Genomic DNA, 14,260 nt, shown 5'->3' on the forward strand with positions numbered 1-14,260 from the left:
AGCATGTCAAAGGCAGGAGCATCGGTGGCGGACAAGAGGGCCCGGGCGAAGAAGCAGGATGACGTCATCCTCGGCGAGACCGGACGTCCGTATCACGGCTTCCCGACCCCGGCGAAGCTGGACGGGCACGGACCGGCGCGCATCATCGCGCTGTGCAACCAGAAGGGCGGCGTCGGCAAGACGACGACCACCATCAGCCTCGCCGCGGCGCTCGCGTCCTACGGGCGCAAGGTGCTCGCGGTCGACTTCGATCCCCAGGGCGCGCTGACCGTCGGCCTCGGCGTGCAGGCGCACGACGTCACGACGATCTACGACCTGCTGCTGGACACCAAGCGCGACCCCCGCGAGGCGATCGTGTCCACCGCGACCGAGAACCTCGACGTCATCCCCGCCAACATCGACCTGTCGGCCGCCGAGGTCCACCTCGTCAACGAGGTCGCGCGCGAGCAGATCCTGTCGCTTGTGCTGCGCAAGGTCGCCGCCGACTACGACGTGATCCTCGTCGACTGCCAGCCGTCGCTGGGCCTGCTGACGATCAACGCGCTCACCGCCGCGCACGGCGTCCTGATCCCGATGGAGTGCGAGTTCTTCGCGCTGCGCGGTGTGGCGCTGCTGATCGAGACCATCGGCAAGGTCCGCGATCGCCTGAACCCCTCGATCCAGCTGGACGGCCTGCTGGCCACGATGTACGACCCGCGCACGCTGCACTCGCGCGAGGTGCTCGAGCGGATCGTCGACGCGTTCGGCGACGACGTGCTGGAGACCGTCATCGGCCGCACGGTGAAGTTCCCGGATGCGTCGGTGTCCGGTGTGCCGATCACCGAGTTCGCGCCCGAGCATCCGGCGGCCCAGGCCTACCTGCGCCTGGCGCGGGAGCTGGTCTCGCGTGGCGCCGTCGCCTGACGCGGCCCCCGCGACCGCCTCTCCCGACGAGACCGCGCCCTCGGGCGGGTTCCGGGTCTCGCTCGCGAACTTCGACGGGCCCTTCGACCTCCTGCTGAACCTCATCTCGCAGCGCGAGCTCGACATCACCGAGGTCTCGCTGTCGAAGGTCACCGACGAGTTCATCGCCTACCTCCGCCAGCTGACCACGGGGGAGGAGCTCGACCAGGCGTCCGAGTTCCTCGTGGTGGCCGCCACGCTGCTCGACATGAAGGTCGCCGGGCTCCTGCCGCAGGGCGAGCTCGTCGACGCCGAATCGGTCGCGCTGCTCGAGGCTCGCGACCTGCTGTTCGCGCGCCTGCTGCAGTACCGCGCGTTCAAGGAGGTCGCCGCGGGCTGGTTCACCGAGCGACTGCAGGGCGAGGGGCTGCGCCACACCCGCAGCGTCCCGCTGGACCCGAAGCACCGCGCGCAGACGCCGGAGCTCGTCTGGACGCTCAGCGCCGCCGACTTCGCCGCGACCGCGATGCTCGCCTTCGCGCCGCGCTCGATCCCGAGCGTGGGGCTGGATCACCTGCACGCGCCGCTGGTCAGCATCCGCGAGCAGGCCGCCGTGGTGGTGACGCTGCTGCGCGGATCAGAGCGGCTCACGTTCCGCGAGCTCATCGCGGGCGTGGGCCAGGCCGGGGTGATCGTGGCGCGCTTCATCTCGGTGCTGGAGCTCTACCGGCACGCTGCCATCAGCTTCGAGCAGGTCGAGCCGCTCGGCGAGCTGACGCTCACCTGGACCGCGGAGCGCTGGTCCGACGACATGCTGGCGACCCTGGGGGCCGACTATGACCGATGAGACCGCGGACGCGACGGCCGAGGCCGATCGCGAGGAGCTGCCGGGCGGCGTCGCCCAGCGGCTGGAGGCGATCCTGATGATCGCGGACGAGCCCCTGGGCGTGGGGGCGCTCGCCACCGCCGTGAAGGCGCCCGTCAAGGAGGTGCGCCGGGCGCTCGCCGCGCTCGTCGCCGACTACGACGGCGTCGAGGGCGCGCCTGCCCGCGGCTTCGAGCTGCGGGAGGTGGGCGGCGGCTGGCGGTTCTACGTGCGCGGCGAGTACGACGACATGGTGGCGGCGTACATCGGCGGGCAGGCGCCCGCGCGCCTGTCGCAGGCGGCGCTCGAGACGCTCGCCGTGATCGCGTACAAGCAGCCGGTGACCCGTTCCCAGGTCGCCTCGATCCGCGCGGTGAACGTGGATTCCGTGGTGCGCACGCTGCTCGCCCGCGGACTGGTCACGGAGATCTCGACGCACCCGGAGACGGGCGCGATCCTGTATGGCACGACGGATCTGCTCCTGCAGCAGCTCGGCATCAACTCTCTCGAAGAGCTGCCGCCGATCTCGCCGCTGCTCGACGATGGATCCGATGGTTTCGATGAGGTGATGGCATGAGTGAGAACGAGTCCACAGAGGGCGTCCGGCTGCAGAAGGTGCTGGCGAACGCCGGCGTCGCGTCGCGGCGCGTGTCCGAGGAGCTGATCGTCGACGGGCGGGTGCGCGTCAACGGCCTGGTGGTGACGGAGCTCGGCCGGCGGATCGATCCCGAGAACGACCTGGTCGACGTCGACGGCACGGCGATCCAGCTGGACGCCGGGAAGCGCTACGTGATGCTGAACAAGCCCACGGGCGTGATCAGCTCGATGAAGGACGACCGCGGCCGCCGCGATCTGCGCGAGTTCGCGGACGACTGGGAGGAGCGCCTGTTCAACGTCGGGCGCCTCGACTACGACACCTCCGGTCTGCTGGTGCTGACCAACGACGGCGAGCTGGCTCAGGTGCTCGCGCACCCCTCGTTCGGCGTGAACAAGGTCTACATCGCCAAGGTCGAGGGCACCGTCACGCCCGCGACGATCCAGCGCCTCACCCGCGGCATCGAGCTCGAGGACGGCCCGATCCACGCCGACAAGGCGCGGCTGCTCGACACGTCCGCCGGATCGAGCCTCGTCGAGCTGACCCTGCACTCGGGCCGCAACCGCATCGTCCGGCGCATGATGGCCGAGGTCGGCCACCCCGTCGTCGAGCTCGTGCGGCGCCAGTTCGGCCCGCTGCACCTGGGAACCCTCCCAGTGGGACGCGCCCGGGAACTGACTAAGGTGGAACGAGGCGCGCTGCTGACTCTCTCGCGCCAGGGATCCGGCGCGAACGACGCTGTCGATCCGACGGGCGAGACGCATGGGCTCTCGGACGGTTCCTCGGAGGGTCGGGAGAACTCGTGACCGATATCGCTGCGCGCGCCGCACGGACGACCGGACCTGTCCGGATCGTCGGTGCCGGCCTGCTCGGCGCGTCCATCGGCCACGCGCTCACCGCGCTCGGCGTCGACGTGATCCTCACCGACACGTCGCCCACCCAGCTGCGGCTCGCGATCGACTACGGCGCCGGGCGCGCCGAGCGACCCGATGACGCGCCGGTGCTGGTCGTCGTGGCCGTGCCGCCGGACGTCACCGCCGACGTCGTGCAGCGAGAACTCGAGCGCTTCCCGGGCGTCGTCGTCACCGACGTCGCCTCGGTCAAGCTCGGCCCCTACATCGAGCTGCGCGAGCGCGGCGTCGACCTCACGCACTACATCGGCTCGCACCCCATGGCGGGGCGCGAGCGCGGCGGTGCGATCTCGGCCCGCGCGGACATCTTCGTCGGGCGCCCCTGGGTGGTGTGCCGCGACGGGGAGACCCCCGCCGCCGACCTCGCCCTCGTCGAGGCGCTCGCGCTCGATGTCGGCGCGATGCCGATCGAGATGACGCCGGAGGAGCACGACCGCTCGGTCGCGCTCGTCTCGCACGTGCCCCAGGTGGTGGCGAGCCTGCTCGCCGCGCGCTTCACCGAGGCCCCCGGCGACGCCCTGCGCCTGGCCGGACAGGGCGTCCGCGACACGACCCGCATCGCGCATTCGGCACCCGAGCTGTGGGTGCAGATCCTGGGCGCGAACGCCGAGCCCGTCGTCGACGTGCTGGACGCGCTCGCCGCGGACCTGTCCTCGCTCGCCGCGGCGCTGCGGGATCCGGATGCCGCCGGCGCGCGTCGCGAGATCGCCGACGCGATCCGTCGCGGCAACGAGGGCGTCGAGCGCCTCCCCGGCAAGCACGGCCAGAATCGGCGGTTCGAGTCGCTGGTCGTGATGATCGACGACACCCCCGGTCAGCTGGGCCGCCTGTTCGGCGAGCTCGGCGAACTGCACATCAACATCGAGGACCTGCGCCTCGAGCACTCGCCGGGCGCGCAGTTCGGCCTCGCCGAGATCAGCGTCGTGCCCGGCGCCCTGCGCTCGGCGATCGAGGGGCTCGAGCAGCGCGGATGGCGGATTGCGAGCACCTCTCATGACTGAACTCACCCCGATCATCGCGATCGACGGCCCCGCCGGATCCGGCAAGTCGAGCGTCTCGAAGGAGGTCGCCCGCCGCCGCGGCTTCGGCCTCCTCGACACCGGCGCAGGCTACCGCGCGCTGTCATGGCACCTGCGGGCCACCGGCGTGGACACAACCGATTCCGACGCCGTGATCGCCGCGCTCGGCGGCTTCGACCTGCGGCTCGGCCTCGACCCGGAGGACCGCTCGGTCTCCGTCGGCGGCGTCGACGTGACGACCGAGATCCGCACCCCCGAGGTCACGGCGGCGATCGCCGGTTTCGTGAAGGTGCCCGAGGTGCGGGCCTACCTGAACGCCATCTACCGCCGCCTGGCGGGGGAGTCCGGCCTCGGCGGCGTCGTCATCGAGGGCCGCGACATCACGTCGGTCGTCGCGCCGGACGCACCCGTGCGGATCCTGATGACCGCCTCTCCTGAGGTGCGCGCCGCGCGCCGCGGGCAGGAGCTCGGCGCCGACACCGCCACCGTGCACGCGGCGATCGTCGCCCGCGACGCATCGGACAGCCACGTGCTGGATCTCGCGGAAGCGGATCCGGGGGTCGACGTCGTCGACTCCACAGAGTTGGATTTCGAACAGACCATCGAAGCCGTCACCGCGGTGATCGACCGAAAGCTGGAGGCCCACAATGGCCGTTGAAGACGAGTACGAGGGCAAGCCCGACCGCCTCGCCGAGCGCCTGGCGGAGGTGGACGAGGAGCTCGCCGAGCGCCGCGCGGCCACCCTGCGCCAGGGGCTCGAGGACTACGACCTCGACGCGGAGGATGCGGCGCTGCTCGCGGGCATCCAGCGCGGCGAGGACGGCATCGAGTACCTGCCGGCACTGCCGGTGGTGGCGATCGTCGGCCGCCCGAACGTGGGCAAGTCGGCGCTCGTGAACCGCATCCTCGGGCGCCGTGAGGCCGTCGTCGAGGACACCCCGGGCGTCACGCGCGACCGCGTGACCTACAAGGCCGAGTGGCTCGACCGTCGCTTCACCCTGGTGGACACCGGCGGCTGGGAGCCCGACGCGAAGGGCATCGACCGCTCGGTGGCCCTGCAGAGCGAGGTCGCGATCGACCTGGCCGACGCCATCATCTTCGTCGTCGACGCCATGGTCGGTGCCACGGCCACCGACGAGCACGTCGTGAAGCTGCTGCGCAAGACCGACAAGCCCGTCTTCCTCGTCGCCAACAAGATCGACGACGCGCGTCACGAGCCCGAGGCCTACGCCCTGTGGAACCTCGGACTCGGCGAGCCGCACCCCGTCTCGGCCATCCACGGCCGCGGCGTGGCCGACCTGCTCGACGCGATCATGAAGAAGCTGCCCGAGGTCTCGGCCGTCGCGAAGCACGAGATCGGCGGCCCGCGCCGCGTGGCGATCATCGGCCGACCCAACGTCGGCAAGTCGTCGCTGCTGAACAAGGCCGCGGGCGAGGAGCGGGTCGTCGTCAACGAGCTCGCGGGCACCACCCGCGACCCGGTGGACGAGATCGTCGAGCTCGGCGGCAAGCTCTGGACCCTGGTCGACACCGCCGGCATCCGCCGCCGGGTGCACATGCAGCAGGGCGCCGACTTCTACGCGTCGCTGCGCACCTCGGCCGCGCTCGAGAAGGCCGAGATCGCCGTTGTGGTGATCGACGTCAGCCAGGTGATCAGCGAGCAGGACATCCGCATCATCGACCTGGTGCTCGAGTCGGGCCGCGCGCTCGTCCTGGCGTTCAACAAGTGGGACGAGCTGCTCGAGGACGACCGTCGCGGCGGCGACCGCCGCCGGATGCTCGAGCGCGAGATCGAGCAGGACCTGGCGCACGTCGCCTGGGCCCCGCGCGTCAACATCTCGGCCAAGACCGGACGCCACCTCGAGAAGCTGGTGCCCGCCCTGGAGACCGCGCTCGAGTCGTGGGATCAGCGCATCCCGACCGGCAAGTTCAACGCGTTCCTGTCGGAGCTCGTGGCCGAGCACCCGCACCCGCTGCGTGGTGGCAAGCAGCCGCGCATCCTGTTCGGCACGCAGGCGGGCACGCGTCCGCCGACCTTCGTGCTGTTCACGACCGGCTTCCTCGACCCGGGCTACCGCCGCTTCGTGCAGCGCCGTCTGCGCGAGCTGTGGGGCTTCGAGGGCACGCCGATCGTCGTCAACATGCGCGTGCGCGAGCGTCGCCAGAAGTCGTAGACACCCACGCCGTCGTCGTCCGGCCCCACGTCACCGAGTGACGCGGGGCCGGACGCGTATCCGGCGGCTGTGACAGGGTGGAAGGGTGACCATCGAGCCTGCCCGCGCCGGCGAACCGCCCCGGTTCTCCGGCCCGCGCGACCCCGGCGACGCCTGGGTCGTCGCCCCGTCGGGCGAACGCTACTGGGGGCGCTTCGGCGCCGCCGGCCTGCTGGCGCTCGACCCCGAGCGCGGCGTGCTGCTGCAGCACCGCGTGGGCTGGAGCCACTTCGGCGGCACGTGGGCCCTGCCCGGCGGCGCGCTGCACGAAGGCGAGCCGCCGTTGGACGGCGCCCTCCGGGAGGCGTCGGAGGAGGCCGGGGTGCCGCTCACCGCGGTGCGCCCGCGGTTCACCTCCGTCCTGGACCTCGGCATCTGGCAGTACACGACCGTGATCGCCGACGTCGTCTCGCACTTCGCCGGCGCCGTGACCGATCCGGAGAGCGTCGCGGTGGAGTGGACGCCGGTGGCATCGGTGTCGGACAAGCCGCTGCACCCGGGGTTCGGCGCCGCCTGGCCGCGCCTGCAGGAGCTGCTGCACGTGCGGCCCGTGATCGTCGTCGACGCGGCGAACGTGGTCGGCGCCGTGCCGGATGGCTGGTGGAAGGATCGCGCGGGGGCGGCCGAGCGGCTGCTCGCGCGGATCGCGGCCCTCGCCTCCGACGGGGTGCCGGCGTCGGCGCTCGGCCTCGGGGCGACCGTGTGGTTCCCGGAGTACGCCGTCGTCGTGGAGGGAACCGCGCGCGAGGCGGGCGAGATCGACGGGGTGCGCCTCGTCCGCGCGAGCTGCTCGGGCGACGATGCGATCGCCGGCGAGGTCGTCGACCTCGTCGAGGACGGATACGCGGTCACCGTCGTGACCAGCGACCGCGGCCTGCGCGCCCGGGCCGAGGAGGCCGGTGCGACCGTGCACGGGGCCGGCTGGCTGCTCGACCTGCTGGGCTGATCCGGCGCGCTCGCGGACGCGCGTCAGTCGCGGCCGCGGAGATGGTCGATGTCGCGGCGCTCGCGCTTGGTGGGGCGGCCCGCACCCCGATCGCGGACGGCGATGACCCCCGCGAACTCGCGCGAGGGCGGGGGAGGGGTCTTGTCCTCGAACGCGGTGGCCGCCACCGCCGCGCCGACGCGCTTGGCGATGGTCTGGCGCACCGTGAGCATGCGGTCGAAGCCGTTGATGCGCACGCGCAGCTCGTCGCCCGGGCGCACGACCTGCGCCGCCTTCGCGGGCGACCCGTTGACGCGCACGTGGCCGGCGCGGCACGCGGTCGTCGCCGCCGAGCGCGTCTTGTAGACGCGGATGGCCCACAGCCAGGCGTCGACGCGGACGGAACCCTCGGTCATCCGTCCATCGTATGGACTACAGGTCGAGCGCGACCACGACGCGCGTCGGCGTGGGGCGGGAGACCTCGCGGAAACCCGCGTTCAGGAACGTCGAGACGGCGCCGACGAAGAGGGAGTTCGTCGACGGCTTCGTCGTGTCGGTGGCGATCGGGTAGCCCTCGATCACCCGCGCGCCGCTGCCCCTGGCGTAGTCGACGGCGGCGGCGAGCATCGCCGCGTTGAGGCCGAGGCCGCGATGCTCTTTGCGCACCGAGAAGCACGTCACCGCCCACACGCCCTCGTCGTCGAGGGGTGCCTCGGATCCGCTCTTCACCAGCCGTGCGCGGAGGGTGCGCTGCTGGGCCGTGCGGGGGCCGATCCGGATCCATCCCGCCGCCTGCCCGTCGACGTAGGCGACGAGACCGGGGGGTGGGCCCGCCGCGAGCTCGTCGCGCAGCATCTGCTGGCGCTGCTCGACGGAGGTGGCGTTCCAGTCCTTGTTCGAGAGCATGGGCCATGCGCACTGGCACGAGCGCCCATCGCCCCCGCCGGAGAGCGCGGCCTGCACGTCGTCCCACTCGGCCGTCGTGGCGAGCCGGGTCGTGATCTCGGTCATGCGGATCAGGGTAGAGGGCGCCTCCGACACGCGCGAGGAGCATGCTTCGGGGCACGGTTCGCGGCACCGCGAACGACCGGCTAGACTGTCTGAGTTGCCTGCTTCGGTAGGCATCGGGCTGTGGCGCAGCTTGGTAGCGCACTTGACTGGGGGTCAAGGGGTCGCAGGTTCAAATCCTGTCAGCCCGACCAATACAGGCTTATTCAAACCTTTGGACTGAGTAAGCGGGTATAGGTCCGAAAGAGAGTCTTCCGCAGTAATGCGGGAGGCTCTCTTTTCTTTGGTCGGTGTGTGGGCTGAGGCGCTGAGGCGGTGCTGGGTGCGCCAGTCGTGCAGGCCCGCGTTGAGTTCGGTGCGTTCGACGCCGATGCTCACTTCGCGATCGGTGACCTGGACGTCGAGTCGGGTGAAGAACGCAGTGAGCAGCTCGCGGCGGACGTTGTCGGGCAGCTGCTTGTAGAGCGCGGCGGGATCTTCGAGGAGGTCGACGAACGCGAAGGCCTTGTCAACCCCCTGTCGGATGCGTTCGACCGTCCGTGTGAGCTTCTCGGTGATGGCGCCCTTCTGGAGCGTCACGTACTCGAGGCGTTGGCGCAGCTTCTCGACGGCGATCGTTCCGTCGGCGGCGAGTTCGATGAGCCGCTCTTCCTGGCCTTCGAGCTTCTTCAGCTGTGTGCGGAGGGCGTCCTTCTCTTCCTGGTCTGCCGCCTGAAGTTCGACGAGAGCGCGTCGGACCTCCTCGCGTACGGACGCGATGTCCTCACCATCGAAGCGTTCAGCCGCGACCCGTCGCGCCACCTCGTCTTCGAGTTCGTCGAGTCGCGCCGACGGCATCGAGCAGTGACCGCGCTGCTTCGCGGTGCAGACGTAGTACTCGTACGTGCCGCCGTGCCCCTTGTTCTAGCTGTAGACGAGTCGACTCGTGCGCCCCTCCGACTTGCATTCGGCGCAGTGCAGCAGGCCGCGCAGGAAGTGGAATGGATCCGGTCGCGGTCACCCTTGCGGTTGCGTCCGTCGAGAATCTTCTGCACCGCGAGGAACAGCTCCTTCGAGATGAGCGGCATGTGCCTGCCCGGGTGGAGCTTCCCCTTGTAGCGAATGACCCCGGTGTAATAGGGATCGCGCAGAATCATGGCGAGCTGACTGCTCGACAGCGGCTTGGCGGCCCGCTTGCTCGACTGCCGCGTGGTCAGGCCCTGGTCTTCGAGCATCATCTGAAGCTGCGTGATCGAGAACTGATTCGTGGCGTACTGCTCGAAGGCCCAGACGATCAGCGGTGCGCGCACTGGATCGACATCGATCGTGTTGACGAGTCGTCCGTCGAAGTCCTTTCGCACGTTCAGGTAGCCGAGCTTGGCGCGCCCGACGCTTCCGCCTCGTTCGACCTTGTGGGCCATCTTGATGCGGATGTCCTCGCCGCTCATGCGGACCAGGAGTTCGTTCACGACGTCAGTGATGGCCTCCATCGCATCACCCATGTAGCCGTCGCCGAAGTTCTCCTTGGCCGAGATCAGTTCGACGCCCTTGTCGCGCAGTTGGCGTTTGGTGATGGCAGCGTCGAGGTGGTTGCGGAAGACGCGCGAGCGCATGTAGATCACGACGTAGCGCACATCCGGGTTGGCGTCGACGAAGCGGAGGAGCTTCTTGAACTCCGGCCGCTTGTCGATGGTCTGCGCCGACTGGCCCGGTTCGACGAACTCGCGAAGGATCGGCACGCCGAGCTCCCTCGCCTTGCGGATCGCCCACTCGCGCTGAGTGGCGATGCTGTTGCCGTCCTCATCGAGGTCGGCTGCGGTGTTGAGCTGGCGCGTCGTGGAGACGCGCAGGTAGCTGATTGCCACGCCCGTGCGGAGCGGGACGTGCATCGTGTCGTCGCCCTTGAATAGGTGTTCAAGTCCTGCGACTGATGTGAGATTCGGGTCTGCTGCGCGGATAGGTGACAGGGGTTAGTCAGGCCGCGAGGGCCAGGGTCTCGGTCATCATGGTCTCGAACTCGACGGGCGTCAAACGGCCCAGGCGGTCTTGCCGGCGGCGTCGGTGGTAGGTCCGTTCGATCCAGGTGACGATCGCGATGCGCAGCTCCTCGCGGGTGGCCCAGGAGCGTCGGTTGAGGACGTTCTTCTGCAGCAGGCTGAAGAACGATTCCATAGCGGCGTTGTCGCCCGCTGCGCCGACTCTGCCCATCGATCCGACCATGCGGTGACGGGCCAGGACGCGAATCGCTTTCCGGGAGCGAAATTGCGACCCGCGGTCAGAATGTACGACGCAGCCGGCGACGTTCCCGCGCAGCGCGGCGGCGTTCTCGATCGCGTTCACGACGAGGCGGGACTTCATCCGCGAGTCGATCGAGTAGCCGACGATCTTGTTGCTGAAGACGTCCTTGATCGCGCAGAGGTAGAGCTTGCCCTCGCTGGTTCGGTGCTCGGTAATGTCGGTCAGCCAGAGCCGGTTCGGTGCGTCGGCGGTGAACTCCCGCTGCACGAGATCGTCGTGAACGGGCGGGCGGGCCGGCCTTGCGGCCTTTGCCGCGCGCCGTCTTCTTGCCGAATGCGGACCACCAGCCGTTCTCGGACGCGATTTTCCACGCAGTCCGGTCCGACATCGCCTCCCCAGCATCCCGGGCCTCGTCAGCAAGTAGGCGATGCCCGAACTCGGGGTCGTCGCGATGCGCGTCGAACAGCGCGTTCGCGCGATACGCCTCCACCAGTTCCGACTCGGTGATGGGCTGATTGAGCCAGCGGTAGTAGGGCTGGCGGGCGAGCTTGAGGACCCGGCACGTCACCGTGACAGGGATCCCGTCACCGGCGAGCTCTTTCACGAGCGGGTAGAGCCTTTTCCCGGCAGATGCGCCTGCGACAGATACGCCGTCGCCCGGCGCAGCACCTCGACCTCCTGCTCGAGCAGCCGGTTGCGCTGACGCAACTCGCGAAGCTCGGCGTCGCGGTCGCTGGGCGACGCTGAGCCCGTCTCGGAGGCGGTCTTCTCGGCACGCGATCGGGCGAGCCACTTGGTGAGGGTCATCGGGTGAACACCGAAGTCGGCGGCGATCCGCTCGATCGTCACGCCGGGCTCACGGTTCTCCGCGACGCGCACCACGTCGTCGCGGAACTCCTTCGGATAGGGCTTGGGCACGATGGCATCCTTCCAGGCCCGCCCTCCCGGGCAAGCCAGATCAGATGTCACCTATCCGTGCAGCAGACCCGTGGTTATTGCAAACGTTATCGGTCGTTGCGCAAAGGATGCTTGCGGTGGAGGGGTACGAGTCGTTCGCTGCAACATACGCGCTCACAAGCCCGACAGTGGATCTCGCGGCCGAGATCATCGCTGAGTTGTACGCGCGGTTCTGGATGCCCGTGTAAGCGACGACCGTGATCGCTGCAAGGATCGCGATGACGACCACCACGATGAGGAGTTCGACGATGGTAAAGCCGCGAGCTCGTTGCTTCAAGAGATCCACTCGAGGTGAGCGGGGTGCGAGTCCGAAACTGGTGCGTGATGCCCTTCGCGCCATAACTTCCCTTGACTATGAAGCACGAGCGCGATCCTGGCAAGCGATGTGCTGACGTACTTTCCACAACATTGAACTGTGGATAACTCGTCGAAGCATGCGTTGCCTGTGGAGAATTACACGGATGTAAGTATCGAGCTGGTAGACTCGACCGTAAATCCGGGCCTAAAAGGCCCCCAGGGGCGCCCCTAGCGCCCGAAACGCTTGTGGATAAGGTTCCGTACCCAAACGGGACCCCAAGGCCACAGCTGGCCGCCTGTCGGCGGTGCGCGGTAGACTGCGAAGTGCGAGAAAGCCCCGACCGACTGGTTCGGCGCGAGGCTCGAATCGCAGCAGATCGGGGCTGAGTGTCTTGGATGGACTACTCGACTCTAGAGGCTTAGATGGCCTCTTCGCGACCCGGTGAGCCGGTCGTCGGGAGATCTGCTTCAACTCAAGAAGCGGAAGGAGTACCTGATGGCGAAGTCGTCGTCACGGTCGTCCGGAAAGCCCTCGAAGGCGACACTGAGCAAGGCGGGACGGACGCTTGCGTCCGACTCGTCGAGCAAGACCGCCAAGTCGAAGGCCGGCTCGACGCTCGGCAAGGGCTGAGCACCGCGGAGGGTCGATCACAGGCTGGTCGGCCCTCCCTGCCAGCCCTTCACTCGACGCGATAGCTCGCCCGGTACTCCGACTGCTTCTCTACCCGCTCCCACGAGCGGAGAGGCAGTTCACCAGATGAGCAGTTCGTTCAAGTTCGATAAGAACGCATTCATGCGCGAGGTTCAGCGCGAGGCCCAGAAGGGCATCGAGCAGATGGCACGCGAGCAGAACCGGGAGCTCGAGCGCATGAGCGCCACGTACACCGGTCGCCCGATCGAGGAGATCAAGCCCGCGCTGCAGCGCCTGTTCGCGCGCTACGATGGCAAGATCACCGACCCCGAGCTGACCGAGTGGGCGCAGTTGATCAGCGACGGCACGAAGATCACGCTCAAGCCCGACAAGATCCGCTTCTAGGACATACGTAGAGAGCGTCCCCAGTTCGTTCGGGGCGCCCTCTTCGTATGCCTGCCGGAGTGACGCCGGTCGGTGTCCGGCCGCATCGATAGCCTCAGATCGTGGTCGATACGAAGCAAACGAAGACGATCGGTGAGCATCATGTCGCCGCTGAGCTGGCTCGACGCGGCTGGGCGCCGGCCCTCACCCGGGACGGACTTGAACGCACCGACATCCTCGCGGTGCTCGCAGAAGGCAATGAGCGGCGCCTCGTCGAGGTCCAAGTGAAGGCGGCGCGCGGCGCCAAGATGGACTCGATCAGCTGGCCGCTCGGCTCGAAGTCGCAGGCACCGAGCCTGCACGAGCGGGAGTACTTCGTCATGGTCGCGATCCCTCACGACCTCCACGACCATCCCCGCAGCTTCGTCGTACCCCGCATCCACGTCGCCGCGGCCGCATGGATCGAGCACATGAACTGGCTCACTCATCCCGACGCGCTCCCCGGAAAGCGCAATGCGCCGGTCGAGCGCTCTCGGGTGCTCCTTCGGACCTTTGCCGACTACGAGGACCGCTGGGACCTGCTCGAAGTTGACCAGAGCGCCGCCCCGGTTCTGCTGCCCTCGGGCTTCCGAGACCTTGCGCTCACGGAACGCGTCGGCCTACCGCCAGACCACGAGTGGCACGAGGGGCTTCCGGAGTGGTGAACGAGATCGAGGACGCTTGGTATGCCGAACTGCGCGCCCAGTATCAGCCCGAGCATGTCCGCCTGCTCCTGATTGGCGAGAGCGCGCCGACCGACCACGGCGGCACTCGGCCGCGGAACTTCTTCTACGCCGACCACCTCGGCTACGACAACCTCTACCGCGGTGTCATCGAGGCGCTGTACGACCTTCGTGGGCTGGAGAAGCGCTCGCACGATAAGCGTCCCTGGCTGCGACGACTCCAAGCAGACGGCGTCTTCCTGATCGATCTGGTTCCGTACCCAGTGAACGACGTACGAAGCAAGAAGCAGCGCAAGGCGATCCTTCGCGAGAACGTCCCTGGGTGCATCGAGGGTGCCGCCGCCCTCGGCCCGGACGGCATCATTCTCTGCAGCGGCGATGTCTTCGACGCGCTCGCGCTGCCGCTGCGCGGGGCGGGGCAGCCACTGCTTCATACTCGCCCGCTCAGCTTTCCGCTCGGCAACGTGCGAGACCAGTTCGTCGCGGGCTTCCGTGAGGCGTATGCCCGCATGGGCGAACACTAGACAGCACGGCTGCCTAGTGTCTCCCGCCGTTGCGGAATTGACAACGCTCGCGATCGGAAGATTGACCCCGCGAACAGGCGGTGCATAATCGGCCTCGCTCCTCGTCGGCG

16 protein-coding genes, 1 tRNA gene and 1 pseudogene are annotated in these 14,260 nt (G+C 68.8%); 13 read left to right on the forward strand and 5 right to left on the reverse strand.

Translation table 11 applies throughout. From position 1 onward, the window contains the following. Window positions 1-24 precede the first annotated feature (24 nt). The 8 genes from ACOKGD_RS04710 (at window position 25) to ACOKGD_RS04745 (ending at window position 7,431) form a co-directional block, all read left to right on the forward strand. Complete coding sequence (locus tag ACOKGD_RS04710; protein WP_421355091.1) at window positions 25-903, forward strand: ParA family protein; 879 nt, start codon at window positions 25-27, stop codon at window positions 901-903. Next, on the forward strand, window positions 887-1,729 hold the full coding sequence (locus tag ACOKGD_RS04715; RefSeq protein WP_342335476.1) for a segregation and condensation protein A: 843 nt from the start codon (window positions 887-889) through the stop codon (window positions 1,727-1,729). Before ACOKGD_RS04710 ends, ACOKGD_RS04715 begins: the two co-directional genes overlap by 17 nt. Continuing rightward, window positions 1,719-2,324 carry an SMC-Scp complex subunit ScpB gene (gene scpB, locus ACOKGD_RS04720; protein ID WP_342335474.1) on the forward strand — a complete coding sequence of 202 codons (606 nt, stop codon included), beginning with the start codon at window positions 1,719-1,721 and terminating at the stop codon, window positions 2,322-2,324. The genes ACOKGD_RS04715 and scpB overlap by 11 nt, the downstream gene beginning before the upstream one ends. Continuing rightward, window positions 2,321-3,148 (forward strand): pseudouridine synthase, encoded by an 828-nt coding sequence (locus ACOKGD_RS04725; protein WP_342335473.1) that lies wholly within the window; start codon window positions 2,321-2,323, stop codon window positions 3,146-3,148. The genes scpB and ACOKGD_RS04725 overlap by 4 nt, the downstream gene beginning before the upstream one ends. 5 nt (window positions 3,149-3,153) lie before the next feature. Then, the gene (locus ACOKGD_RS04730) at window positions 3,154-4,254 is read left to right on the forward strand and encodes a prephenate dehydrogenase (protein ID WP_421355110.1); all 1,101 of its coding nucleotides are present in this window, start codon (window positions 3,154-3,156) and stop codon (window positions 4,252-4,254) included. After that, entirely contained in the window at window positions 4,247-4,930 is a 684-nt protein-coding gene (gene cmk, locus ACOKGD_RS04735) for a (d)CMP kinase (protein WP_342335469.1), read from the forward strand. Before ACOKGD_RS04730 ends, cmk begins: the two co-directional genes overlap by 8 nt. After that, window positions 4,920-6,446 (forward strand): ribosome biogenesis GTPase Der, encoded by a 1,527-nt coding sequence (gene der / locus ACOKGD_RS04740; RefSeq protein WP_342335467.1) that lies wholly within the window; start codon window positions 4,920-4,922, stop codon window positions 6,444-6,446. The genes cmk and der overlap by 11 nt, the downstream gene beginning before the upstream one ends. Window positions 6,447-6,531: 85 nt before the next feature. After that, the gene (locus ACOKGD_RS04745; RefSeq protein WP_342335466.1) at window positions 6,532-7,431 is read left to right on the forward strand and encodes an NUDIX hydrolase; all 900 of its coding nucleotides are present in this window, start codon (window positions 6,532-6,534) and stop codon (window positions 7,429-7,431) included. Between the two features lie 23 nt (window positions 7,432-7,454). Here the strand turns inward: ACOKGD_RS04745 and ACOKGD_RS04750 are convergent, their stop codons facing one another. After that, complete coding sequence (locus ACOKGD_RS04750) at window positions 7,455-7,826, reverse strand: RNA-binding S4 domain-containing protein (protein ID WP_342335464.1); 372 nt, start codon at window positions 7,824-7,826, stop codon at window positions 7,455-7,457. 16 nt (window positions 7,827-7,842) lie between these two features. After that, window positions 7,843-8,421 carry a GNAT family N-acetyltransferase gene (locus ACOKGD_RS04755; protein ID WP_342335463.1) on the reverse strand — a complete coding sequence of 193 codons (579 nt, stop codon included), beginning with the start codon at window positions 8,419-8,421 and terminating at the stop codon, window positions 7,843-7,845. Window positions 8,422-8,535: 114 nt separating this feature from the next. Here ACOKGD_RS04755 and ACOKGD_RS04760 point away from each other — a divergent pair. After that, window positions 8,536-8,612 (forward strand) — tRNA-Pro (locus ACOKGD_RS04760). A gap of 474 nt (window positions 8,613-9,086) precedes the next feature. Here ACOKGD_RS04760 and ACOKGD_RS04765 read toward each other — a convergent pair. From ACOKGD_RS04765 to ACOKGD_RS04775, 3 genes and pseudogenes are all read right to left on the reverse strand, one after another. Beyond that, window positions 9,087-10,262, reverse strand: a complete 1,176-nt coding sequence (locus ACOKGD_RS04765) for a recombinase family protein (protein WP_342335462.1) — start codon at window positions 10,260-10,262, stop codon at window positions 9,087-9,089. A 109-nt stretch (window positions 10,263-10,371) separates the two neighbouring features. Next, window positions 10,372-11,553, reverse strand: a pseudogene (locus ACOKGD_RS04770) (IS3 family transposase). Between the two features lie 40 nt (window positions 11,554-11,593). Beyond that, complete coding sequence (locus ACOKGD_RS04775) at window positions 11,594-11,878, reverse strand: prepilin-type N-terminal cleavage/methylation domain-containing protein (protein WP_342335458.1); 285 nt, start codon at window positions 11,876-11,878, stop codon at window positions 11,594-11,596. A gap of 507 nt (window positions 11,879-12,385) precedes the next feature. On the opposite strand from ACOKGD_RS04775, the gene ACOKGD_RS04780 reads away from it, so the two are divergent. From ACOKGD_RS04780 to ACOKGD_RS04795, 4 genes are all read left to right on the forward strand, one after another. Further along, window positions 12,386-12,520, forward strand: coding sequence for a hypothetical protein (locus tag ACOKGD_RS04780; RefSeq protein ID WP_342335456.1), 135 nt, complete (start codon window positions 12,386-12,388; stop codon window positions 12,518-12,520). Between the two features lie 162 nt (window positions 12,521-12,682). After that, on the forward strand, window positions 12,683-12,925 hold the full coding sequence (locus ACOKGD_RS04785) for a hypothetical protein (protein ID WP_342335455.1): 243 nt from the start codon (window positions 12,683-12,685) through the stop codon (window positions 12,923-12,925). A 101-nt stretch (window positions 12,926-13,026) separates the two neighbouring features. Then, entirely contained in the window at window positions 13,027-13,608 is a 582-nt protein-coding gene (locus tag ACOKGD_RS04790) for a hypothetical protein (RefSeq protein ID WP_342335453.1), read from the forward strand. Further along, entirely contained in the window at window positions 13,605-14,150 is a 546-nt protein-coding gene (locus tag ACOKGD_RS04795) for a hypothetical protein (RefSeq protein ID WP_342335451.1), read from the forward strand. Before ACOKGD_RS04790 ends, ACOKGD_RS04795 begins: the two co-directional genes overlap by 4 nt. Window positions 14,151-14,260 lie beyond the last annotated feature (110 nt).

Source organism: Microbacterium phosphatis (genome assembly GCF_049177115.1).
Taxonomy (GTDB): domain Bacteria; phylum Actinomycetota; class Actinomycetes; order Actinomycetales; family Microbacteriaceae; genus Microbacterium; species Microbacterium phosphatis.

Excerpts from the sequence above, each read along its gene's own strand:
- scpB (WP_342335474.1), top strand. The coding sequence starts at position 1,719 with ATGACCGATGAGACCGCGGACGCGACGGCCGAGGCCGATCGCGAGGAG.
- cmk (WP_342335469.1), top strand. The coding sequence starts at position 4,247 with ATGACTGAACTCACCCCGATCATCGCGATCGACGGCCCCGCCGGATCC.
- ACOKGD_RS04755 (WP_342335463.1), bottom strand. The coding sequence starts at position 8,421 with ATGACCGAGATCACGACCCGGCTCGCCACGACGGCCGAGTGGGACGAC.
- ACOKGD_RS04750 (WP_342335464.1), bottom strand. The coding sequence starts at position 7,826 with ATGACCGAGGGTTCCGTCCGCGTCGACGCCTGGCTGTGGGCCATCCGC.
- ACOKGD_RS04785 (WP_342335455.1), top strand. The coding sequence starts at position 12,683 with ATGCGCGAGGTTCAGCGCGAGGCCCAGAAGGGCATCGAGCAGATGGCA.
- der (WP_342335467.1), top strand. The coding sequence starts at position 4,920 with ATGGCCGTTGAAGACGAGTACGAGGGCAAGCCCGACCGCCTCGCCGAG.
- ACOKGD_RS04725 (WP_342335473.1), top strand. The coding sequence starts at position 2,321 with ATGAGTGAGAACGAGTCCACAGAGGGCGTCCGGCTGCAGAAGGTGCTG.
- ACOKGD_RS04780 (WP_342335456.1), top strand. The coding sequence starts at position 12,386 with ATGGCGAAGTCGTCGTCACGGTCGTCCGGAAAGCCCTCGAAGGCGACA.